Origin of the sequence: Comamonas sp. C11 (assembly GCF_024496285.1) — a bacterium.
Lineage (GTDB): Bacteria > Pseudomonadota > Gammaproteobacteria > Burkholderiales > Burkholderiaceae_C > Comamonas > Comamonas testosteroni_F.
In genome coordinates this window covers 3,327,211-3,347,344 of the sequence record NZ_CP101743.1, presented here as the reverse complement: position 1 = coordinate 3,347,344, position 20,134 = coordinate 3,327,211, and the positions used below count along the sequence as shown (strand labels likewise).

The following is a 20,134-nucleotide window of genomic DNA, read 5'->3' as shown; positions in this document are numbered from 1 at the left end:
TCAGACGGGCAGGGCATTGCCCGGTGCTCGAAAAAACGCATCAGCCTAGGTTAGGCTTGAGGGTTGGGCTGCCATTCTACTCCGCGCTTACCCTATGCGTCATGGACATGAGATCATGCAAGAACAAAATATGAATGCCGAGCCGCAAGGCCGTTTCGTGCAATACCCGGACTCGCCGTTCGAGCTGTTCCAGCCCTATCCACCGGCGGGGGATCAGCCTGCGGCCATCGAAAAACTGGTCGAAGGCGTCAATGACGGCGAGTCCTTCCAGACGCTGCTGGGCGTGACGGGCTCGGGCAAGACCTTCACCATGGCCAACGTGATCGCGCGCCTGGGCAAGCCCGCCATCGTGTTTGCGCCCAACAAGACACTGGCGGCACAGCTGTACTCGGAGTTCAGGGAGTTTTTCCCGAAAAACGCGGTCGAGTACTTCGTCAGCTACTACGACTACTACCAGCCTGAAGCCTATGTGCCCCAGCGCGACCTGTTCATCGAAAAGGACAGCGCCATCAACGAGCACATCGAGCAGATGCGCCTGTCCTGCACCAAGAGCATCATGGAGCGGCGCGATGTGGTGATCGTGGCCACCGTCTCGGCCATCTACGGCATCGGCGAGCCCGAGAGCTACCACCGCATGATCATGACGCTGCGCGCGGGCGACACGCTCAACCAGCGTGATGCGATCGCGCAGCTGATCCGCATGCAGTACCAGCGCAACGACCAGGATTTCTCGCGCGGCACCTTCCGCGTGCGCGGCGACACCATCGACGTGTTCCCGGCCGAGCATTCGGAGCTGGCCGTGCGCATCGAGCTGTTCGACGACGAGGTCGAGAGCCTGCAGCTGTTCGATCCGCTCACCGGCCGGGTGCGCCAGAGCATTCCGCGCTTCACCATCTATCCCAGCAGCCACTACGTGACGCCGCGCGACAAGGTGCTGGCGGCCGTGGAGACCATCAAGGAAGAGCTGGCCGAGCGCCTCAAGCAGCTGGTGGGCATGGGCAAGCTGGTGGAGGCGCAGCGCCTGGAGCAGCGCACGCGCTTCGATCTGGAAATGCTCAGCGAAGTCGGGCACTGCAAGGGTATCGAGAACTACACCCGCCATCTTTCGGCCTCCAAGCCCGGCGATCCGCCCAGCACGCTGACCGACTATCTGCCGCGCGACGCCATCATGTTCCTCGACGAGAGCCATCAGATGATCGGCCAGCTCAACGCCATGTACAACGGCGACCGGGCGCGCAAGACCACGCTGGTGGAATATGGTTTTCGCCTGCCGTCGGCGCTGGACAACCGCCCGCTCAAGTTCGAGGAGTTCGAGCAGCGCATGCGCCAGGTGGTGTTTGTCTCGGCCACGCCCGCCGAGTACGAGAAGACCCACGCGGGGCAGGTGGTGGAGCAGGTGGTGCGCCCCACCGGCCTGGTCGACCCCGAGATCGAAGTGCGGCCGGCGATTCACCAGGTCGACGATGTGCTGCAGGAAATCCGCCAGCGCGTGGAGCTGGAGGAACGCGTGCTCATCACCACGCTGACCAAGCGCATGGCCGAGCAGCTGACCGAATACCTGACCGACAACGGCGTGAAGGTGCGCTATCTGCACTCCGACGTGGATACGGTGGAGCGAGTGGAAATCATCCGCGACCTGCGTCTGGGGGCCTTCGATGTGCTGGTCGGTATCAATTTGCTGCGCGAAGGCCTGGATATTCCCGAGGTCTCGCTGGTGGCGATCCTGGACGCCGACAAGGAAGGTTTTCTGCGTGCCGAGCGCAGCCTGATCCAGACCATCGGTCGCGCAGCGCGCAACGTCAACGGCAAGGCGATTCTGTACGCGGATCGCATAACCGAGTCCATGAAGAAAGCCATCGGCGAAACCGAAAGACGCCGCGAAAAACAGATGGCTTTCAATGAAGCCAACGGAATCGTGCCCAAGCAGATTGTCAAGAGGGTGAAAGACCTGATTGATGGTGTCTACAGCGAAAAGAGCGGCAAAGAGGCCGAACGCCTGCAGGAGCAGGCACTACAGCAGGCACGTGTCGAGGATATGTCGGAGAAAGACATTGCCAAGGAGATCAAGCGTCTGGAGAAGCAAATGCTCGAGCACGCCAGGAACCTGGAATTCGAGCAGGCAGCGCGCGTGCGAGACCAGCTTTCGCTTCTCAAGCAGCAATTGTTCGGGGCAGCACCGTAAGAATATTTCTTCGCAACTCTCAGGGTTATTACGTGAGTGCACGCTGTTACCCGACAAAATTGATGGGGAATGTGATATACTCACGTCAAACACTCAACAACAAACTTCCCTCACAGAAGGGCTCTGAACCTAATCACAGGACGGAGTAAGGGCGGAGACTGTGCTCGTCTAGGTACTGTGACCGGGCGTGCGTTTCTGTAACGAACAATCCTGACTGAAGGAGCTCGTATGCGTCTTACGACCAAAGGCCGCTTTGCGGTCACCGCGATGATCGACCTGGCACTGCGCCAGAACAATGGCCCTGTGACCCTGGCTGCCATCAGCCAGCGTCAGCAGATTTCGCTGTCCTATCTGGAACAGTTGTTTGGCAAACTGCGTCGTCACGAACTGGTGGAATCCACCCGTGGCCCCGGCGGCGGCTACACCCTGGCCCGCAAGGCGACAGACATCACCGTGGCCGACATCATCGTCTCGGTGGATGAACCCATTGATGCGACCCAGTGCGGTGGCAAGGAAAACTGTCTGGGCGAAGCCGGCCGCTGCATGACCCATGAGCTGTGGGCAGCTCTGAATCAGCGCATGGTGGAATTCCTGGACTCCGTCACTCTGCAAAAGCTGGTGGACGAGCAACTGGCCAAGGGCATCCAGATCGAGGACAAGCCCGTGGTGCGCCGCGCCATCTCCACAGCACCCGTGGTCAAGCCCATCCGTGTGAACGCACCGAACTCGGTGTTCGCCCTGGGTAACGCCTTCGCAAAATCCTGATCCGGGGCCGCTCGAGCAGTGCTCGGGCGGCAACCAGATCGGCATGAAGCCCGACTCCGATAGTCAGGGCCTGGATGCATGCATGGCTGTGCGGCATGTTTCTTCGCCCTGATGGCACCACAAGGTGCATCGATTCCTCACGATTTGTCAGCCAAAAACAAGACGAGCCAGTCATGGACATGACCCCGCACTTTCCCATTTATCTCGACTACGGTGCAACCACTCCGGTGGATCCCCGCGTGGCGGACGCCATGATTCCCTGGCTGCGTGAACATTTTGGCAATGCCGCATCGCGCAGCCATGCCTGGGGCTGGGAAGCCGAAGAGGCCGTCGAGAAGGCCCGCAAGCAGGTGGCTGATCTGATTGGCGCCGATCCGCGTGAAATCGTCTGGACCAGCGGTGCGACCGAGTCGGACAACCTGGCCATCAAGGGCGCAGCGCATTTCTATCAAGGCAGGGGCAAGCACCTGATCACCGTGAAGACCGAGCACAAGGCTGTGCTGGACACCATGCGTGAACTGGAGCGCCAGGGCTTTGAAGTCAGCTATCTGGACGTGCAGGAAAACGGTCTGCTGGACATCGAAGTGTTCAAGGCCGCGATTCGCCCCGACACCATCCTCGCCAGCGTGATGGCCGTGAACAACGAGATCGGTGTGGTTCAGGACCTGAACACCATTGGCGCTCTGTGCCGTGAGAAGGGCATCATCTTCCACGTCGATGCGGCTCAGGCTTCGGGCAAGATGGAGCTGAACATGCAGACCATGCCCATCGACCTGATGAGCCTGGCTTCGCACAAGACCTACGGCCCCAAGGGTATCGGCGCTCTGTACGTGCGCCGCAAGCCACGCGTGCGCCTGGAAGCTCAGATGCACGGCGGCGGTCATGAACGCGGCATGCGTTCCGGCACGCTGGCAACCCACCAGATCGTGGGCATGGGCGAAGCCTTCCGCATTGCCAAGGAGGAGATGGCCAAGGATATGGAGCACGCACGTGCGCTGCGCCAGCGTCTGCTCGATGGTCTGAAGGATCTGGAACAGGTGTTCGTGAACGGCGATATGGACAACGGTGTTCCCCATTACCTGAACATGAGCTTCAACTTCGTCGAAGGCGAATCGTTGATCATGGGCATCAAGGGGCTGGCCGTGTCCTCGGGTTCCGCCTGCACATCCGCCAGCCTGGAGCCCAGCTATGTGCTGCGTGCCCTGGGCCGCAGCGATGAGCTGGCACACAGCTCTTTGCGCATGACCTTTGGTCGCTTCACGACGGAAGAAGAAATTGACTACGCGATCAAGTCGATCCGCGAAAACGTGCTGAAGCTGCGCGAGCTGAGCCCTCTGTGGGAGATGTACAAAGACGGCATCGACCTCAGCACTATTCAATGGGCTGCACACTAAGCATAGATTACAAAGAGTTCAAGAGGTAGACACCATGGCTTACTCCGAAAAAGTTGTTGACCACTATGAAAACCCCCGCAACGTGGGCTCGTTCGACAAGAGCGATGACTCCGTGGGCACGGGTATGGTGGGTGCGCCCGCTTGCGGCGACGTGATGAAGCTGCAGATCAAGGTCAATCCTGCCACCGGCGTGATCGAAGATGCACGCTTCAAGACCTATGGCTGCGGCTCTGCCATCGCCTCGTCTTCGTTGGTGACCGAATGGGTCAAGGGCAAGACGCTGGATGAGGCTGCAGCCCTGAAGAACAGCCAGATCGCCGAAGAGCTGGCGCTGCCACCGGTCAAGGTTCACTGCTCCATCCTGGCTGAAGATGCCATCAAGGCAGCCGTGAACGACTACCGCGCAAAGCGCACGGCGACGGAAGCCTAAGGCCATGGCCATCTCAATGACCGAGGCGGCTGCCCGTCATGTGAACCGCTACCTTTCGCGTCGCGGCAAGGGGATTGGCGTGCGCCTCGGCGTGAAGACCACGGGCTGTTCCGGCTTGGCCTACAAGCTGGAGTATGTGGACGAAGTCCAGCCCGATGACGTGGTGTTTGAAGACCATGGCATCAAGGTGCTGATCGACCCCAAGAGCCTGGCCTATATCGATGGCACGGAACTGGATTTTGTGCGCGAAGGCCTGAACGAGGGCTTCAAGTTCCACAATCCCAACGAGCGTGATCGCTGCGGTTGTGGCGAGAGCTTCAGGATTTGATTTCCCCCTGAGTCGCTTCGCGCCTTCCTCCCAAGGGGACGACACCTTCGCTGCGAGGCGGCTCTTGCTCGGTGTCCCTGGCGTGTGAAGCGCCCAAGCGTAAGAACGGAACCGCCTCAGCTTTGCTGCAGGCGGTTTTTTAATGCCATGAATCTGCAATCTGACGACTTTGAATTGTTTGGCCTGCCGCGCAAGTTTGCGCAGGAGCGCAGCCAGATCGACGCACGCTGGAAAGAGCTGCAGCGCGAAGCGCACCCCGACCGCTTTGCCGCCCAGGGCGCAGCTGCACAGCGCGTAGCCATGCAATGGTCGGTGCGTATCAATGAGGCCTATCAGCGCCTCAAGGATCCGCTCAAGCGCGCCGCCTATCTGTGCGAGCTGGCGGGAGCACCGGTGCGGGCCGAAGACAACACGGCCATGCCTGCGGCATTTCTGATGCAGCAGATGGAGTGGCGCGAAGCGCTGGAAGACGCTGCCAGCGAGCAGGAGCTCGATGCTCTGGAGGCCGAGATGCTCGCTGCCAAAAAGCAGATGCTTGGCGAATGTGGCCGGTTGCTGGACGAGGCTGGCGATGCCGCCGCTGCCGTGCAGCAGGTGAGAGCCCTCATGTTTGTTGCGCGATTTGCGCAAGATGTGGATCGCCGTCGCGATCAACTGGGACAATAAGAGCCAGAGCAACGCGCCGTGCCCTAGGCACGCAGCGTATCCACCTTGAGCGGGCCAGCCACGCTGGCCTCTGATGTTTCAAAAGAAGAATTTCATGGCGCTTTTGCAGATTTCCGAGCCCGGCCAATCCCCCGATCCCCACCAGCGACGCATTGCAGTAGGTATCGACCTGGGCACCACGCACTCTCTGGTCGCTGCAGTGCGCAACGGCGTGGCCGAATGCCTGCCCGACGATCAGGGGCGTGTGCTGCTGCCATCGGTGGTGCGTTACATGGAAATGGGCCGCCGACAGATCGGTTTTGATGCCAAGGCCGCACAGTCGCAGGATGCTGCCAACACTATCAGCTCTGCCAAGCGCTTCATGGGGCGAAGCCTGGCCGATATCGAATCGCCCGAGAAGCTGCCTTATCGCTTCAAGACCGATGACAGCAGCGTCATCTCCGTCGAAACCGTGGACGGCGCCAAGACGGCCGTGGAAATCAGTGCCGAAATTCTGGCAACTTTGCGTTTCCGTGCCGAAGACACGTTTGACGACGATCTCTATGGTGCAGTCATCACCGTGCCTGCGTACTTTGACGATGCTCAGCGCCAGGCCACCAAGGATGCGGCCAAGCTGGCCGGCATCAATCTGCTGCGCCTGATCAACGAGCCCACTGCGGCAGCCATTGCCTACGGCCTGGACAACGCGGCAGAGGGCGTCTATGCCGTCTACGATCTGGGTGGCGGCACCTTCGATATCTCGGTGCTGCGTCTTTCGCAAGGCGTGTTCGAAGTGATCGCCACAGGTGGTGACTCGGCATTGGGCGGCGATGACTACGATGACGCGCTGGCAGCCTGGGTGGCGGAGAAGACCGGCACGCAGCTGGAGTCGGCAGCAGACAAGACCGCCTGGCGCATTGCTGCGCGCCATTGCAAGCAGGCCCTGACTGAATCAGAAGTTGTAGCGTTTACCGCTGATGTTTCCTCGGGTTCGGTGTCTTTTGATGTCAAGCGTGAGGAGTTCATTGCGCTGACTGCTCACTTAACCAGTAAGAGCCTTGCGGCCGTGCGCCGCGCGCTCAAGGATGCAGGCCTGGGCCGCGATGAGGTGCAGGGCGTGGTCATGGTCGGCGGCTCCACCCGCATGCCCCAGATTCGCCAGGCCGTGGCCGACTTTTTTGGCAGCGAGCCGCTGACCAATCTCAACCCCGACGAAGTGGTGGCCTTGGGCGCTGCCATTCAGGCCAATCAACTGGCCGGCAACAATACCGCCGGCGACCTGCTGCTGCTGGATGTGATCCCGCTGTCGCTGGGTGTGGAAACCATGGGTGGCCTGTCCGAGCGCATCATCACGCGCAACGAGACCATTCCCACGGCTCGTGCGCAGGATTTCACGACGTACAAGGACGGTCAGACCGCTCTGGCCATTCATGTGGTGCAAGGCGAGCGTGATCTGGTGGCGGACTGCCGCAGTCTGGCGCGTTTCGAGCTGCGCGGCATTCCGCCCATGGCTGCCGGTGCGGCGCGCATCCGCGTGACCTTCACGGTCGATGCCGACGGCCTGTTGTCCGTCAGCGCCAAGGAGCAGACCAGCGGCGTCGAAGCGCATATCAATGTCAAGCCTTCCTACGGCATCTCCGACGACCAGATCGCCCAGATGCTGCAGGACGGTTTTGCCACGGCCCAGGAAGACATGAAAGCCCGCGCCCTGGTCGAGGCCCGCGTGGATGCCGATCGCATGCTGCTGGCCACGCAGAGCGCGCTGGATGTGGATGGCGATGTGCTCAGCGCCGAGCAGCGCGACAGCATCGAGGGCCTGATGACAGCGCTACGCGCGGCCGTCGCCAGCGATGATCCGGCCGTTGTGGAAGGCGCGACGCAGGCCCTGGCCAAGGGAACCGAGTCGTTTGCGGCCGAACGCATGAATCGCAGCATCCAGCAGGCGCTGGCTGGCAAGAGTGTCAACACCATTTAATTCATAAACAGAACAATGCCCATCATCAAAATTCTTCCTCACGCCGAGTACTGCCCCAACGGTACAGAGATCGAAGCTCCCGTCGGCACTTCGATCTGTGAAGCCATGCTGGACAACGGCATCAATATCGAGCATGCCTGTGATATGAGCTGCGCCTGCACGACCTGCCATGTCATCGTCAAGGAGGGCTTCAACTCCCTGAACGAGGCGGAGGAAGAGGAAGAGGACCTGCTCGACAAGGCCTGGGGCCTGCAGCCTCAGTCGCGCCTGTCCTGCCAAGCCATTCTGGCGCGCGAGAATGTGACGGTGGAGATCCCCAAGTACTCCATCAATCACGCCAAAGAGAATCATTAAGCACCCCCTGAGGCGCTTTGCGCCTTCCCCTCTCTCTACGCGGAGGGGGACGACACCCTCGGAGCGCGGCGGCGCTACCTAGGTGTCCTGGCCTTGGTGCGCGCTTGTTTTAGAAATTGTTGGGCGATGTGAGCGCCGCAGGTAATTGGGAGAAATTGAATGTCGCGCCAAATTGTTCTGGATACGGAAACCACCGGCCTGTCGGCCATCGATGGCGATCGTCTGATCGAGCTGGGCTGCGTGGAGCTGGTCAACCGCAAGCTCACCGGCAACAATCTGCATCTGTACTTCAATGCGGGTCGCGACAGCCACCCCGATGCCTTGCGCGTGCACGGCATCACCACGGAGTTCCTCAAGGACAAGCCGCGCTTCGAGGAGAAGATCGACGAGATCTGGGAGTATCTGCAAGGCGCAGAACTCATCATCCACAATGCACCGTTCGACCTGGGCTTTCTGAACAACGAGCTCAAGCTGGCCAGGCGTCCGCCGCTCAAGCAGTGCGTGGGGGGCGTCATTGACACCCTGGTCATGGCCAAGGAGATGTACCCGGGCAAGCGCAACTCGCTGGACTCGTTGTGTGATCGTCTGGGTGTCGACAACTCCAACCGTACGCTGCACGGTGCCTTGCTCGATGCGGAGCTGCTGGCGGATGTCTACATCAATTTGACGCGCGGGCAAGATGCCTTGCTCATGACAGAGGAGCCTGCAGATGCCCCGGCGGCCGGGACGATGATCGTTGCCTCTGTGGACCTGAGCAGCTTCAAGCTGCCGGTGCTGCGTGCCAACGAGCAGGAGCAGGCGGCCCACGACGATGTGCTCAAGCAGATGGATAAATCCAGCGGCGGCAAGACCGCTTGGCGCAGCTTTGAAAATGTGAGCGCCAATCCCTGATACAATGACGCTCATCGGGTGATTAGCTCAGCGGTAGAGCACTGCCTTCACACGGCAGGGGTCACATGTTCGATCCATGTATCACCCACCAAATACGAAAACCTCTTAAAACGTTGATTTTAAGAGGTTTTTTGTTTTTGGTGACTCTCCCGATTCATCCCGTTGGAGCATGTTTGGCACCTCATTTTGTGACCCGGTGCCAATTTTGCGCCACTGAACTCCGCAACGTGCCGCCGGCACAAGGAGTACGAGATGGCCAGTATCACCAAACGTAGCTATTCCTCATGGCAAGTCTCAGCCAAGGACAGCACGCTCAAGATCAAGAAGACTTTTCTGAGCAAAAGCGCAGCTCTTGACTTCGCCGAACAGCTTGAGGCCGATGGCATTGCGGTTGCCAAATTGGCAAAAACCGAGACCATGGCCTGGCAGGCGCGTGTACGCAAAAAAGGCTTTCCGGAATTGATAGAGACTTTTCAAACCAAGTCCGAAGCCGAAGCTTGGTCGGTGTCTCGTGAAGCCGAGATGCACCAGCGCAAATTCGTCGACTACCGCGAAGCCGAGCGCAACACCTTGGCCGACCTGATGCGCAAGTACGCAAGCAAGGTCCTCAAAGGTAAAAAGGCAGACCATCCAGATCTGGTGCGCATCCACAAAATCTGCCGCCACCCCATTACGCAGATTCCCATGCACATGCTGCAGCCCAGCGATGTAGCGGCCTACCGTGATCAACGTCTCGAAGGTGGGTTCGTCGAACCTGTAGACACCAGAAAGCTTAGCCTTGCCCTGCGAACCTGGTCACCCATCAAAGGCGCTACCGTCAAAAAGGAAATGGAGCTGATCTCCAGGATCATCAGCATTGCCATGCGGGAATGGAACATCCATTTGCCGTTCAACCCAGCCTCAGGCAAACACTGCACCCGCCCCGAGGCTCAATATGGCGACGAGCGCAACCGGCGCCTCGAAGACAGAGCGCCAGAAATCCTGGAACAAGTCCAGGCCGGCAATGTGCAGCGCAGTCGTCGCAAAGTGAAGGACGTGGAATACGTCCTTGATCCAGAGATTTCAGCGCTGCTCCAGGCCGCAGGCGGTGAGCAGATCAACCTGCTGCGTGCCTGCCGCTACCCCGAATGGTTCCGCCCCTTGCGTAAAGAAGTCACCGCTGCCAGCTTGCGCTCACGCAATCTCAGCAAAGCCAAGCCCAAGATCAAGGCTCGGGAGCGCAAAGGCTTGCGGCTCTGGGCCATTGTCAGCTTCGCCATTGAAACCGGCCTGCGCCGTGGAGAAATGCTGGCCCTGCAGTGGCAGCATCTGCATCACACCAAGGATGGCGCCTATCTGCTCTTGCCTGCCGCAATCACCAAAACCCAAACAGAGCGAGTCGTGCCGCTGAGCTTGCGTGCTGAGCGCATTCTGAAAACTCAGCCCAAAGCCAGCGAGCTCATCTTCAACAGCAACTATGAAGCTGTCAAAACGGCTTACAGGAGAGCCAAGGAAAAGGTCCAAATTCAAGACCTACGCATGCATGACCTACGGCACGAAGCCACCAGCCGACTTTATGAGCGAACCGATCTCCGGGAGTCCGAGATTGGTGCCATTACAGGCCATGAAGACGATCGATCCCGCCGCAGATATACGAATATTCGTGCAGCACATCAGGTGAAGCGGTTTCACGAATCTCGCAAATAAGTTCACAGGGAAACTGCTGCATATCATTCAACCGTTTCTCGAAACAACACATAAAGGAGAAGGAATGCTCCTTTATGTGCTTGAGTGACGTGAATTAGAGAATTTTTTGAGAAAATTCACACTAAAATCCAGCTCCAGAAAATTTTTGCCATTTTTTGTGAAAAATAACTTCAGAGAAATTTTTTGTAGAAAAAATGAATCTGGAAAACGCGTGGTACGGCAATCGCCAAATTATTCAATCTGAAACTCCTGCAGCCAATGCCACCATTCTGGTTGGCGACGCGTTGCTCGACAACATTTGCCAGCGGCTGGAGAAAGAGCTGCCTGCGGTGGCCTATATGGACCAAGATGCCCTTGCGCTCTTGATCGGAGTCACCCCGAAAACACTGGCCAACCGCAGGGCCATGTATCACGAACGCTATCCAGCTCCGATCTACTTCGGCGGAAATAAAAAGCCGTTATTCCCTCGTTCCGATATTCTGAACTGGCTGGCCAGAGAGGAATATCAAGCTAAATCGATTCATCGGCATCGATGTGTCTGAATTATTTCACCCTGAAAAATCCGCAAACGACGGATTCAAATCTGAAGTGCAACACCTGCCACCAAGTAATGTTCGCATAGGCTTTGTTTCGCACCACCATCTGAGACCGAACCTGCCCCAGCCCCAGTTATGCCACTGCACACCGTCTGGGATGTGCCCAACTCGGTAAATCGATTGAGGATAGATGTACGAATATTGTAAGCGTCCAGCCATCCTATCTTGACCCTTGCCAACGCTTGCATCTTTTTAGGTCAGCATAAACTACCCAGCGGCAAGCATTGTTGATTGTGGGCTTTTTGTGCAGGCTCTGCGCCACATGAGCGAGGATCTGAATCGATTGAGGTTGGATGCACGGATATTGAGCTCGGTCGCCTGCCGCTCAAACGCCCTGGCAATCACTTTCTCGCCCAATCGTATAAAGCAGTTCATCTTCGTTTCCACCAGCGACCGTCAGTGGTAGTCGCTCCAGCATGAATGAGAGTGAGATAAAGAAAGAGTGGACGGCGAGATAAAGTGGGTTTTTCCGGGCTGTGGTCGGTCTATCCGGGTTCAGGGTTCTAAGAGCCACTAACGCCACCTCCCTTTGAGATCAGCCAGAAGCATTTATGCTTCTGGCCCTCATGGCAAGACAACCCGTTAGCACAGAACTGTGGCGACAACTGCAGCCCCTAATCCCAGCCTTCACGCCTTACGTCAAAGGTGGCGCACGCAAGCTCACCGTGAGCGATGAAGCAGCGCTCAATGGCCTTCTGTTTGTGCTGCAAACAGGCATCCCATGGGAAGATTTGCCTCAGTCCTTGGGTTACGGCAGCGGTATGACCTGCTGGCGGCGCCTGCGTGACTGGAATGCCAATGGCGTCTGGCAGCGTTTGCACCAAGCCATGCTGGTGCGTCTGCGCGAGCATGACCAGATTGATTGGAGCCGAGCCAGCATAGATGGCTCCTCGGTGCCAAGCCCCCGGGGGGCAGGAAACGGGCCCCAACCCGACGGACAGGGGCAAGCTTGGCAGCTAACGCCATCCCGTCACGGATGGCCAGGCATCCCGATGATGTTCTGCGTCACCGGGGACAATCGTCACGACTCGGTGGTGTTCGACGAGTTGGTTGATGCCCTATCTGGGCTGACTTTCGGAGCGCATCACGTTGCTCGCTTGACTTGGCAAATGCGCGTCGCACCACTGCCGCGCCCGCACCGCTGCCGCTGTCGGGGGCCGTCGCTTGCGCGGTGGACACTGGCTTCGAGGGTGCGCATCGCAGCGCATCAAAGGTTGCTTGGAGCTCCTTTTTCAACGTCCTGAGCTGCGCCATGTGTGCGTCGATCTGCGCCATCTTTGCTTCGAGTTGCTGCTCGATCTCTCCGCGACCAAACGCGCCCTGCGCCATCTGCGGCAAGATGACTTTTATTTCTGCCAATGAGAATCCCAGCGCTTGCGCGCCCCGTACAAACCGCACCAGACCAACGTGGGGTTCGCCGTAAGAACGATAGCCGTTGGGCTGGCGTGGCGGCGCACTGATGAGCCCTTGTTTCTCGTAGTAGCGAACGGTGTCGGTGGAAACACCGGCCGCCTTGGCGACTTGGCTGACATTCATGGTGGTGTGTGCGGAAGGCATGACGACAAAGCCTTGACATTGGAGCATAGACCAAACTTTACGCTTGGCTCCTTTTCGCTCAGGACACGAAAATGTTTCGCCACTGTACATACCTCTGCACACTCCTTCTGTCGGCTTTGGTGACCCACGCGTCGCTTGCCCAAACAACGGACCCGAAGCCTGACGCGGCTCCCGATGTGGGCTTTGCGATCGTCAAGACGTCGCAGGTCGCGGTTCCACAGGCGCTGCTGGTGCCGGGCGGCAGCATCACCAAGCAGGTGAACTCCAATTTCTCGGCTTTTCTTGTCAAACACCACAACGACTACCTGCTGTTTGACACCGGCATGGGCAGCCAGATCGACAGTCAATACCAGCAAGGCATGCCGATCTGGTGGCGGCTGTTCTTCAAGTACGACAAGCCGGTTGTCACAGCGCGAACGCAACTGGACAATGCGGGTATCCCTCCTTTGCAACGGGTGATCCTGAGCCACAGCCACTGGGACCACGCGGGCGGTGCACAAGACTTCCCCGAGGCGCGGGTTGGCGTTGCCGCTGCGGAGCTTGAGCTGGTGCGCTCCCCCAGTACGGGCCCCGGAGGAACATGGCAGTCGCAAACCAGTGCGGCAACCATTCAATGGGAGCCTTTGGTGTTTCAGCCGATACCGTTCAAGGGCTATCCTGAAAGTCTCGATGTCTTCAAGGATGGCAAGGTGGTACTGGTGCCGATGCCTAGCCACACCCCCGGGTCTGTGGGACTCTTTGTCACGGTAGATTCAGGCAAGCAGTATTTCTTCATTGGAGATGTGGCCTGGACAGTGGCGGCGTTGCAGCAAGGTAAGCCCAAGTTCTGGGTCGCGGGCAAACTGGTGGACAGCAACCCGCAGCAAACGCAGAGCAGTATTGAAAAGGTGCGTGCGCTGATGCAATCTGAACCCGACTTGGTCGTGGTTCCGGCACACGACAGCACGGTGCAAGACTCATTGGGCTACTTCCCGGCGTGGGTGCGATGAGCTGATCCTTTTTGTACTGGATGGCTTAGATGTTCAGTCCCACAGTGAGATGGTGCGGATGCAGTCTAAAGTGTAGAAGTTCAGACTTGATCTGACAGTGTGCCTTGCCAACAGGTGAGGTTTCCCGTTTTGATAAGGGTACGAATCTTTATCAATCCGGGCGCGCAAGCGCCCAACGGAGAAACCTCATGAATAGTTTCAACCAAACCATCATCCGGCACAAGGTCGGCCTGCTCAACCTGGCCAGCGAGCTGGGCAACATCTCCAAGGCGTGCAAAGTCATGGGCGTCTCCCGTGACACTTTCTACCGCTATCAGCATGCCCACGAAGAAGGCGGCGTCGAGGCCCAGATCCAGACTTCAAGGCGCAAGCCCAATCTCAAGAACCGGGTTGATGACGCCATCGAAGCGACCGTTATTACCTATGCCCTGGAGCAGCCAGCGCATGGACAGTTGCGTGCCAGCAATGAATTACGCCAGCGGGGCATCTTTGCGTCGCCATCCGGTGTACGCATCCATCTGGATGCGCCATCAACTGGCCAGCTTCAAACAGCGTCTGTCAAACCTGGAGGCCGAGGTCGCCAAGACTGGCGCTGTGCTCACCGAAGCCCAGGTGACAGCCTTGGAGAAAAAGCGTGAAGATGAGCTGGCCTGCGGAGAAATCGAAACCGCCCATCCCGGTTATCTGGGTAGCCAGGACACCTTCTATGTGGGCTCGATCAAGGGAGTCGGGCGCATCTACCAGCAGACCTTTGTGGACACCTATTCCAAATGGGCCGCTGCCAAGCTCTACACCACAAAAACGCCGATCACAGGTGCTGATCTGCTCAATGACCGGGTGCTGCCGTTCCTGGCCGAGCAAGGCATGGGGCTGTTGCGAATCTTGACCGACAGGGGCACGGAGTATTGCGGCAAGGCCGAAACGCATGACTACCAACTGTACCTAGCCGTCAATGACATTGAACACACCAAGACCAAGGTGCGTCACCCGCAGACTAATGGCATCTGCGAGCGATTCCACAAGACCATCCTGCAGGAGTTCTACCAGGTGACGTTCAGGCGCAAGATCTACCGGTCCATCGACGAGCTGCAAACGGATCTGGACGACTGGATCAATTACTACAACAGCCAGCGCACGCATCAGGGCAAGATGTGCTGCGGCAGGACGCCGATGCAAACGCTGATGGATGCAAAGGAGGTGTGGGACGACAAGGTAAAAGAGCTGAATTAATCTGACAGCCGTACCGTCCGAAACGGGAGCAACTGTCAGATCAGATCGGAACTTCTACACTTCACGGCGTGTGGCGTCGGCCAACACTTGTGCGCCTCGGGTCATGACATCGAACTCAAACTTGTTCATGGCGTTGTGAAAGGTTGCACCAATCACTCGTGAGCGCAGAGCGTCGGGAAGGTAGGCCTTCGCCTGGGAATAGCTTAATACACGTACCCAAGAAGTAGACAGGACGATGGCGACTTCAGGGTACGGCGCGAGTGCTTCAACTAGGATGCCTGAGTTTTCGAACAAGCTATGTCCAGCTTGGTCAACACTAAAGTGCATTCCGCCTCGAGGGGAACGGTAGACGGGCTCCGGGTGCAGGACGCCGTCATAGTCAAGATAAAGAATCGCTTTCAATGCCGTTCAATCGATATTTCAGCCGCGTTCGTCAGGCTCTTGGAGGCCATGCATGTGTGGCTTCTTACGCTGCAGGATTGCACCGCTCTTTTTGCTCGCAATGTTCAGGCTGCTGAAGTCATTTGAGTCCGTTCATACGCTAGCCAAATCTGTTCAGCCGTATCAGTCCACTCGGTAATGCCCGAATTGGCGGCTAAGGAACCTCTGCATGGGTCTAAATGGTAATCATATGCCGTGAAATCAAATGCTGTGAAACTTTCGGCCTAAGTCCAGTAAGTCGGCTCTAATTACTCAGAGGTGATCCCGGAGGATTGCGTACGTTCTTGATGGGTAAAACAGGGGCTCTCATCTTCTCGAGATCGCCCCCTGAGTCCCCGGATGCAGTCCATCGTTTCTCTTTCACATAGGCAGGTGTTCACAGGGGCGCGAAGAACTTTTCCGCCGAGCGCTGGATACTGGGCTGGCTCTCTTGACCCCCATCTCACAATGAGCTTCTCGGACTGCTTACGGTATTTCGTCAGCTGCGAACTGGTGGCGACGACTCATTGCTGCCATGCAATCATTACCAGCAGATGTCTGCGGATTCCGGCTGAGTTGACCACCTGTGCCGGCTGCGACTGACCAGGCTGCTGTTCGTGACTGACTGAGTTCGGCCAGGAGCAGTCCTGCAACGGCTCCCTGCAAGCGACTGCTTCAGACCTGAAAGCGGCTGCCCAATTGTCCAGTTCTCCGACTACCTGGAGTCACTCAGACTGCGTCACCAGCCTGGACAACTCATCAATGCCGACCGGCGGTTTTGCAAGCCATTGCAATGCAAATACTTTCTTGGCCAGCCGTTCGGAAACACGTGCAATTTGTTTTGCTTCTCCGGATAGGCGGGCAGTTAGCAGCGGGTCCCTGGTTCCGGTTGCCAGAATGCTCTTGTTAATTACCCAGGCGAAAGGCTCAACCTTGGCTCTGCGCAAATCCTCTTGTAATGCCTCAGCCTGCGACACAGGCGTCGTTTCGGGGAGTGTGACGAGAATGATTTTGGTGTACTCGGGGTCTTGCAGCCTCATCAATGGCGTGACAACCCGAGCGGAGGTTTTTCCTACAAACTCCCGCATCATTTGACGGTGATAAGCCCCCGTGGCATCCATGAGCAACATGGAATGTCCGGTCGGTGCAGTATCCAGAACAACGAAGGAATTGCGCGCTTCACTCACCACGTGCGAAAACGCATGAAATACAGCGACTTCCTCCGTACAAGGTGAGCGCAAGTCTTCCAGCAACAAGGCGCGCTCTTGTTCGTTCAATCCCGCGCCCTTGGACGCCATGATTTTTTCGACATAGCGCTGGGTTTCAATGGTGGGGTCGATGCGGTCCACACGCAGACCGTCAACGGCACCGTCCAGGGTAGCTGCCAAGTGTGAGGCCGGGTCAGTCGTGCTCAAATGCACGGACTTTCCGCGCTGGACCAGACCCAAGGCCAGGGCAGCCGCGATGGTCGTTTTTCCAACCCCGCCTTTTCCCATCACCATGATGAGTCCTTTGTCGGCATGAGCCAGCTCGTCCGCCAGCGCATCCAGGCCCATGCCTTGCTTCATCGTGGGAAAGTGCTCGGCAGTCATGCCTGAAACAGTTGACGTACCGGAATGAAGAAGTGCCCGTAAGGCCGGTAAGCCAACCGTGTCAAAAGCTCGCAGCGGGACTTGGTCCTGATGCAGCGCACGCAGGTTCTGAGGCATTTCATCGATGGCTTGCTGACCCAGCGATTCCATCGCACTGGCGACGGCATCTTGTTTGTCGGTCGCTCTGAACAAACCGTTGACGATGAGCCACTGGTTACTCAAGCCCAAAGCTTTGAGCTCCTCGGATGTTCGTGACGCCTCCACTATCGCCCCCTTTTCTGGGCGGGTGACCAGAACAACCGTCGTGAGGGCTGGATTGGACAAGGCATCGAGGGCCGCTTTGAACCGAAGTTCCTGCATCTTCAGGCCCGAGTGCGGCCCCAGACAGGAGACTCCGCGGTCATTTCCAGCCAGGAATCCTGTCCAGGCCTTTGGCAGGCTCAGCAGGCGCAGGGTGTGTCCCGTCGGAGCCGTATCAAAAATGACGTGGTCGTAGTCCTGGTTCTCCTCAGACAGCAGCACAGAAAATTCGTCAAAAGATGCAATCTCTGTCGTGCATGCCCCAGATAGCTGTTCCTTCACTGTTGAAATCTCAGCATCAGAGGATTCCTGGCTCATCTGCTGAATGACTCGTTGCCGGTAAGCCTCGGCAGCGACATCCGGGTCAATATTCAATACGGACAGGCCAGGCGCACCGGACACAGGTGTAGGCTGGTTGCTCAGTGGTGCACCAAGCATCTCATCCAGGTTGGAGGCCGAATCCGTACTGACTAGCAAGACCTTCTTGCCGGCATCCACCAATTGCAAAGCAACGGCAGCGGACAGAGATGTTTTGCCAACACCTCCTTTGCCCGTGAAGAAGATGTGCCTTGTAGGATGATTCAATAGACTCAGTGTTTCCGGCTTCATGACTCATTTCAGTTGGTTGAGCGAGGTAATTCCCGTCTTATACGCCCCAGACTTCGCCTGAACCTGACGATGACCGAGTAAATGACCACCCTTGTCCAGGGACTACTGCTTCAACATGCGTTCATGGCCCTCCATGGCATCTTTGCCGTGGTCTGAGAGTTGGGCATCAAACCATTTGTGCAAAGCAGCGACCAGGTTGGCGTCTACAGACTTGTAGGTCAACTCAGCCCCTCCTTTGACATCTTTGTAGGCGATGGCGATTTGACCGGGTTTGGCGGCCTTCAACTCAGCCAATCCCGGCATTTCTTGACCATGAATGTGGCTGGGGCCGGAGAAGTCGCCTTGGAGAAACTGCGCACGAATCTCTTGCAAGTGCTTGCGAACCAGTTTCTCCTGGGCTTTGTCGGAGGGCATCTTGGCGACCACACGCTGCACGCCGCCTTCTGCATTCTTGGTGAAGATGTGGGTCGTGGCAGGTAGGCTGAAGGGCATGACATCTTTGCCGCGCGCCGACACCTCAGCTTGCCGTTGAGCATCTGCCATCATTTTCATGTGTGCCGCATGGTCCATTTTGGAGTGGTCCATCATCATCGGGGTCGTGGTCTGGGCCTGTGCCATTGCAGCAATCAAGGTGATGACAAAAGTCAGTCCAAGGCGTTTGTTCATGGTGTTTTTCATATTGAAGTGGCGTTGTTGCACAAATCCATTTTGGTGCGAGGCACCCCAAACCCTAGCCGTGGCTATGCCACGGCTGCCGTCTGCGGACGACCCAGTTCTGTAAATCGATTCAGTATGGCTGCTCGGATATGCAGCTCGTTGACTTGGCGCTCAAAGGTTCTCGACATCACACGCTCGCCCAGCCGTTTGATGCAATGCATCTTGGTTTCCACCAAATTTCGCCGGTGGTAGCCACTCCAGTGCTTCCAGATCCTTCATCCCAACCGTTTGCATGCGGCGATCGCTGCGTTGCGATGCTCAAAGACGTTGCCCTTACGGATTCGAGCATTCTTTCGTGGAGGGATGACTGGCGTAGCCCCATGCCAGAAGCCTCCGCCGGATCGAGCTACTTGTTTTCTATTCTGTATCGATCAAACTGAATGAGTGCTACCACCACGACTAGGGCCCCCGCTACGCCGGCCAGTGGGTGCAGCACAAAGGCAACCACGGGTACCAGCAGTATCAGCTGCCGAAGCCCCCAGCTGTAGAGCAGGCCGGCCTTGCGCACGTATGCGGTGCCGGTGGCTGCCCATTGCCGGCGCTGGGCGCTCCCCACGGGCATGCCGCCGATGAAGCTGGCGTGGTTGTAGTAGCGCACGGCCATCACAGAGGACACGAGCGAGGCGAACAATAGGCACAACAGCACCAGTTCCATGGCCAGTCTGGGCGTGAAATGCGGCCAGACGGCCTCGCCCAGATTGGCGTGCAGCGTGGGCGCGGTGAGAGATAGCGCGCCCATGAGGCCCAATACCGCGGTGGAGGCCGCCATGGTGGCCGACATCAGCGAGTTGCGTAGCGTCTGCACCGCCAGGATCTCGGACCCCGGCTGTGCCGAAATGGCGGCAAACCAGTCTTCGCGCAGCGATGCATGGACCGAGCGTGCCAATCGCTGAGGGGTGCGCCGCTGCGCCATGGCCAGCCGGCCCTCGTATGCCACAACAATGCCTAGGGTGACGATGGTGGTAAGCCAGGGGCTGATATTCATGGCGTTCTCCTTCGCTCAGGCCACGTGGGGTGCGCTGCGCGCCGTCTTGCGCATCTCCAGCCATTCGAAGGCGCCCATGCCCGCCAGCATGGCCAGCACGAACACAACAGCCTTGGGCTCACCCGCGCCAAGCGACACAATGGCCGGCCCAGGGCAAAAGCCCGCGATACCCCAGCCCACGCCAAACGCCAGGCTGCCCAGTACCAAACGCCGATCAATCTGGCGTGCGGTAGGTAGTTGCATGGGACCACCCAGCACGCTGGTGCTGCGCTTGCGGGCCAGGGTGAAGGCGAACAGACCCACCAGCACAGCGCCGCCCATCACCAGTGCCAGGGAGGGATCCCACAAGCCAGCCAGGTCCAGAAAGCCCAGCACCTTGCCCGGGTCAGTCATGCCCGAAATAATGAGGCCAAGGCCAAAGACTAGGCCGATGGCGAATTCAGATATGCGGTTGCGCATGTGGTTGGCTCCTTGAATATGAGACAGCGA

General features: G+C 58.0%; 18 protein-coding genes, 1 tRNA gene and 4 pseudogenes. 15 read left to right on the top strand and 8 right to left on the bottom strand.

Translation table 11 applies throughout. The features are described from left to right. Positions 1–115 precede the first annotated feature (115 nt). From uvrB to NOX35_RS15255, 12 genes are all read left to right on the top strand, one after another. The gene (uvrB, locus tag NOX35_RS15310) at positions 116–2,182 is read left to right on the top strand and encodes an excinuclease ABC subunit UvrB (protein ID WP_269780046.1); all 2,067 of its coding nucleotides are present in this window, start codon (positions 116–118) and stop codon (positions 2,180–2,182) included. A 228-nt stretch (positions 2,183–2,410) separates the two neighbouring features. Beyond that, the gene (gene iscR, locus NOX35_RS15305) at positions 2,411–2,947 is read left to right on the top strand and encodes a Fe-S cluster assembly transcriptional regulator IscR (protein WP_003054211.1); all 537 of its coding nucleotides are present in this window, start codon (positions 2,411–2,413) and stop codon (positions 2,945–2,947) included. Positions 2,948–3,120: 173 nt separating this feature from the next. Continuing rightward, the gene (locus tag NOX35_RS15300; protein WP_256493851.1) at positions 3,121–4,341 is read left to right on the top strand and encodes an IscS subfamily cysteine desulfurase; all 1,221 of its coding nucleotides are present in this window, start codon (positions 3,121–3,123) and stop codon (positions 4,339–4,341) included. A gap of 34 nt (positions 4,342–4,375) precedes the next feature. Beyond that, positions 4,376–4,771, top strand: coding sequence for a Fe-S cluster assembly scaffold IscU (gene iscU / locus NOX35_RS15295; RefSeq protein ID WP_003054213.1), 396 nt, complete (start codon positions 4,376–4,378; stop codon positions 4,769–4,771). A 4-nt stretch (positions 4,772–4,775) separates the two neighbouring features. After that, on the top strand, positions 4,776–5,099 hold the full coding sequence (gene iscA, locus NOX35_RS15290; RefSeq protein ID WP_003054214.1) for an iron-sulfur cluster assembly protein IscA: 324 nt from the start codon (positions 4,776–4,778) through the stop codon (positions 5,097–5,099). Between the two features lie 147 nt (positions 5,100–5,246). Further along, the gene (gene hscB / locus NOX35_RS15285; protein WP_182283076.1) at positions 5,247–5,765 is read left to right on the top strand and encodes a Fe-S protein assembly co-chaperone HscB; all 519 of its coding nucleotides are present in this window, start codon (positions 5,247–5,249) and stop codon (positions 5,763–5,765) included. Between the two features lie 94 nt (positions 5,766–5,859). Next, on the top strand, positions 5,860–7,719 hold the full coding sequence (gene hscA / locus NOX35_RS15280; RefSeq protein ID WP_182283075.1) for a Fe-S protein assembly chaperone HscA: 1,860 nt from the start codon (positions 5,860–5,862) through the stop codon (positions 7,717–7,719). 15 nt (positions 7,720–7,734) lie between these two features. After that, positions 7,735–8,073: an ISC system 2Fe-2S type ferredoxin gene (gene fdx, locus NOX35_RS15275; protein WP_003054218.1), complete on the top strand. Its 339-nt coding sequence runs from the start codon at positions 7,735–7,737 to the stop codon at positions 8,071–8,073. Positions 8,074–8,232: 159 nt separating this feature from the next. Further along, positions 8,233–8,964, top strand: a complete 732-nt coding sequence (dnaQ, locus tag NOX35_RS15270) for a DNA polymerase III subunit epsilon (RefSeq protein WP_182283074.1) — start codon at positions 8,233–8,235, stop codon at positions 8,962–8,964. A gap of 16 nt (positions 8,965–8,980) precedes the next feature. Beyond that, positions 8,981–9,055, top strand: a tRNA-Val gene (locus tag NOX35_RS15265). Positions 9,056–9,216: 161 nt separating this feature from the next. Further along, on the top strand, positions 9,217–10,650 hold the full coding sequence (locus tag NOX35_RS15260; protein WP_256493845.1) for a site-specific integrase: 1,434 nt from the start codon (positions 9,217–9,219) through the stop codon (positions 10,648–10,650). A 194-nt stretch (positions 10,651–10,844) separates the two neighbouring features. Continuing rightward, positions 10,845–11,192 carry an AlpA family transcriptional regulator gene (locus tag NOX35_RS15255; RefSeq protein ID WP_256493844.1) on the top strand — a complete coding sequence of 116 codons (348 nt, stop codon included), beginning with the start codon at positions 10,845–10,847 and terminating at the stop codon, positions 11,190–11,192. A gap of 261 nt (positions 11,193–11,453) precedes the next feature. Here NOX35_RS15255 and NOX35_RS15250 read toward each other — a convergent pair. Next, positions 11,454–11,660 (bottom strand): annotated as a pseudogene (locus tag NOX35_RS15250) (hypothetical protein); the annotation flags it as partial. 152 nt (positions 11,661–11,812) lie between these two features. On the opposite strand from NOX35_RS15250, the pseudogene NOX35_RS15245 reads away from it, so the two are divergent. Beyond that, positions 11,813–12,307: pseudogene (locus NOX35_RS15245) on the top strand (IS5 family transposase); the annotation flags it as partial. Here the strand turns inward: NOX35_RS15245 and NOX35_RS15240 are convergent. Continuing rightward, positions 12,252–12,782 carry a heavy metal-responsive transcriptional regulator gene (locus NOX35_RS15240; RefSeq protein ID WP_238707812.1) on the bottom strand — a complete coding sequence of 177 codons (531 nt, stop codon included), beginning with the start codon at positions 12,780–12,782 and terminating at the stop codon, positions 12,252–12,254. The pseudogene NOX35_RS15245 and the gene NOX35_RS15240 overlap by 56 nt on opposite strands. A gap of 92 nt (positions 12,783–12,874) precedes the next feature. Here NOX35_RS15240 and NOX35_RS15235 point away from each other — a divergent pair, with 92 nt between their 5' ends. Then, on the top strand, positions 12,875–13,792 hold the full coding sequence (locus tag NOX35_RS15235) for an MBL fold metallo-hydrolase (RefSeq protein WP_256493842.1): 918 nt from the start codon (positions 12,875–12,877) through the stop codon (positions 13,790–13,792). Between the two features lie 188 nt (positions 13,793–13,980). Beyond that, positions 13,981–15,022: pseudogene (locus NOX35_RS15230) on the top strand (IS481 family transposase). 54 nt (positions 15,023–15,076) lie between these two features. Here the strand turns inward: NOX35_RS15230 and NOX35_RS15225 are convergent. The 6 genes and pseudogenes from NOX35_RS15225 to NOX35_RS15200 form a co-directional block, all read right to left on the bottom strand. Next, on the bottom strand, positions 15,077–15,424 hold the full coding sequence (locus NOX35_RS15225) for an HAD domain-containing protein (protein ID WP_256493840.1): 348 nt from the start codon (positions 15,422–15,424) through the stop codon (positions 15,077–15,079). Between the two features lie 743 nt (positions 15,425–16,167). Further along, positions 16,168–17,943, bottom strand: a complete 1,776-nt coding sequence (gene arsA / locus NOX35_RS15220) for an arsenical pump-driving ATPase (RefSeq protein WP_256493838.1) — start codon at positions 17,941–17,943, stop codon at positions 16,168–16,170. A gap of 102 nt (positions 17,944–18,045) precedes the next feature. Next, positions 18,046–18,609, bottom strand: a complete 564-nt coding sequence (locus NOX35_RS15215; protein ID WP_256493837.1) for an aspartate carbamoyltransferase — start codon at positions 18,607–18,609, stop codon at positions 18,046–18,048. 74 nt (positions 18,610–18,683) lie between these two features. Further along, positions 18,684–18,980 (bottom strand): annotated as a pseudogene (locus NOX35_RS15210) (transposase); the annotation flags it as partial. 26 nt (positions 18,981–19,006) lie between these two features. Further along, entirely contained in the window at positions 19,007–19,645 is a 639-nt protein-coding gene (locus NOX35_RS15205; RefSeq protein ID WP_256493835.1) for a DUF599 domain-containing protein, read from the bottom strand. Positions 19,646–19,660: 15 nt separating this feature from the next. Further along, positions 19,661–20,104: a YeeE/YedE family protein gene (locus NOX35_RS15200; protein WP_256493834.1), complete on the bottom strand. Its 444-nt coding sequence runs from the start codon at positions 20,102–20,104 to the stop codon at positions 19,661–19,663. Between the last annotated feature and the right edge of the window lie 30 nt (positions 20,105–20,134).

What these genes read in the sequence shown, in the direction of transcription:
- NOX35_RS15215 (WP_256493837.1), bottom strand. Translation starts at nt 18,609, where the DNA reads ATGAACAAACGCCTTGGACTGACTTTTGTCATCACCTTGATTGCTGCA.
- NOX35_RS15260 (WP_256493845.1), top strand. Translation starts at nt 9,217, where the DNA reads ATGGCCAGTATCACCAAACGTAGCTATTCCTCATGGCAAGTCTCAGCC.
- NOX35_RS15240 (WP_238707812.1), bottom strand. Translation starts at nt 12,782, where the DNA reads ATGAATGTCAGCCAAGTCGCCAAGGCGGCCGGTGTTTCCACCGACACC.
- dnaQ (WP_182283074.1), top strand. Translation starts at nt 8,233, where the DNA reads ATGTCGCGCCAAATTGTTCTGGATACGGAAACCACCGGCCTGTCGGCC.
- fdx (WP_003054218.1), top strand. Translation starts at nt 7,735, where the DNA reads ATGCCCATCATCAAAATTCTTCCTCACGCCGAGTACTGCCCCAACGGT.
- hscA (WP_182283075.1), top strand. Translation starts at nt 5,860, where the DNA reads ATGGCGCTTTTGCAGATTTCCGAGCCCGGCCAATCCCCCGATCCCCAC.
- NOX35_RS15255 (WP_256493844.1), top strand. Translation starts at nt 10,845, where the DNA reads ATGAATCTGGAAAACGCGTGGTACGGCAATCGCCAAATTATTCAATCT.
- hscB (WP_182283076.1), top strand. Translation starts at nt 5,247, where the DNA reads ATGAATCTGCAATCTGACGACTTTGAATTGTTTGGCCTGCCGCGCAAG.
- iscR (WP_003054211.1), top strand. Translation starts at nt 2,411, where the DNA reads ATGCGTCTTACGACCAAAGGCCGCTTTGCGGTCACCGCGATGATCGAC.
- arsA (WP_256493838.1), bottom strand. Translation starts at nt 17,943, where the DNA reads ATGAAGCCGGAAACACTGAGTCTATTGAATCATCCTACAAGGCACATC.
- uvrB (WP_269780046.1), top strand. Translation starts at nt 116, where the DNA reads ATGCAAGAACAAAATATGAATGCCGAGCCGCAAGGCCGTTTCGTGCAA.
- NOX35_RS15235 (WP_256493842.1), top strand. Translation starts at nt 12,875, where the DNA reads ATGTTTCGCCACTGTACATACCTCTGCACACTCCTTCTGTCGGCTTTG.
- iscA (WP_003054214.1), top strand. Translation starts at nt 4,776, where the DNA reads ATGGCCATCTCAATGACCGAGGCGGCTGCCCGTCATGTGAACCGCTAC.
- NOX35_RS15205 (WP_256493835.1), bottom strand. Translation starts at nt 19,645, where the DNA reads ATGAATATCAGCCCCTGGCTTACCACCATCGTCACCCTAGGCATTGTT.
- iscU (WP_003054213.1), top strand. Translation starts at nt 4,376, where the DNA reads ATGGCTTACTCCGAAAAAGTTGTTGACCACTATGAAAACCCCCGCAAC.
- NOX35_RS15200 (WP_256493834.1), bottom strand. Translation starts at nt 20,104, where the DNA reads ATGCGCAACCGCATATCTGAATTCGCCATCGGCCTAGTCTTTGGCCTT.
- NOX35_RS15300 (WP_256493851.1), top strand. Translation starts at nt 3,121, where the DNA reads ATGGACATGACCCCGCACTTTCCCATTTATCTCGACTACGGTGCAACC.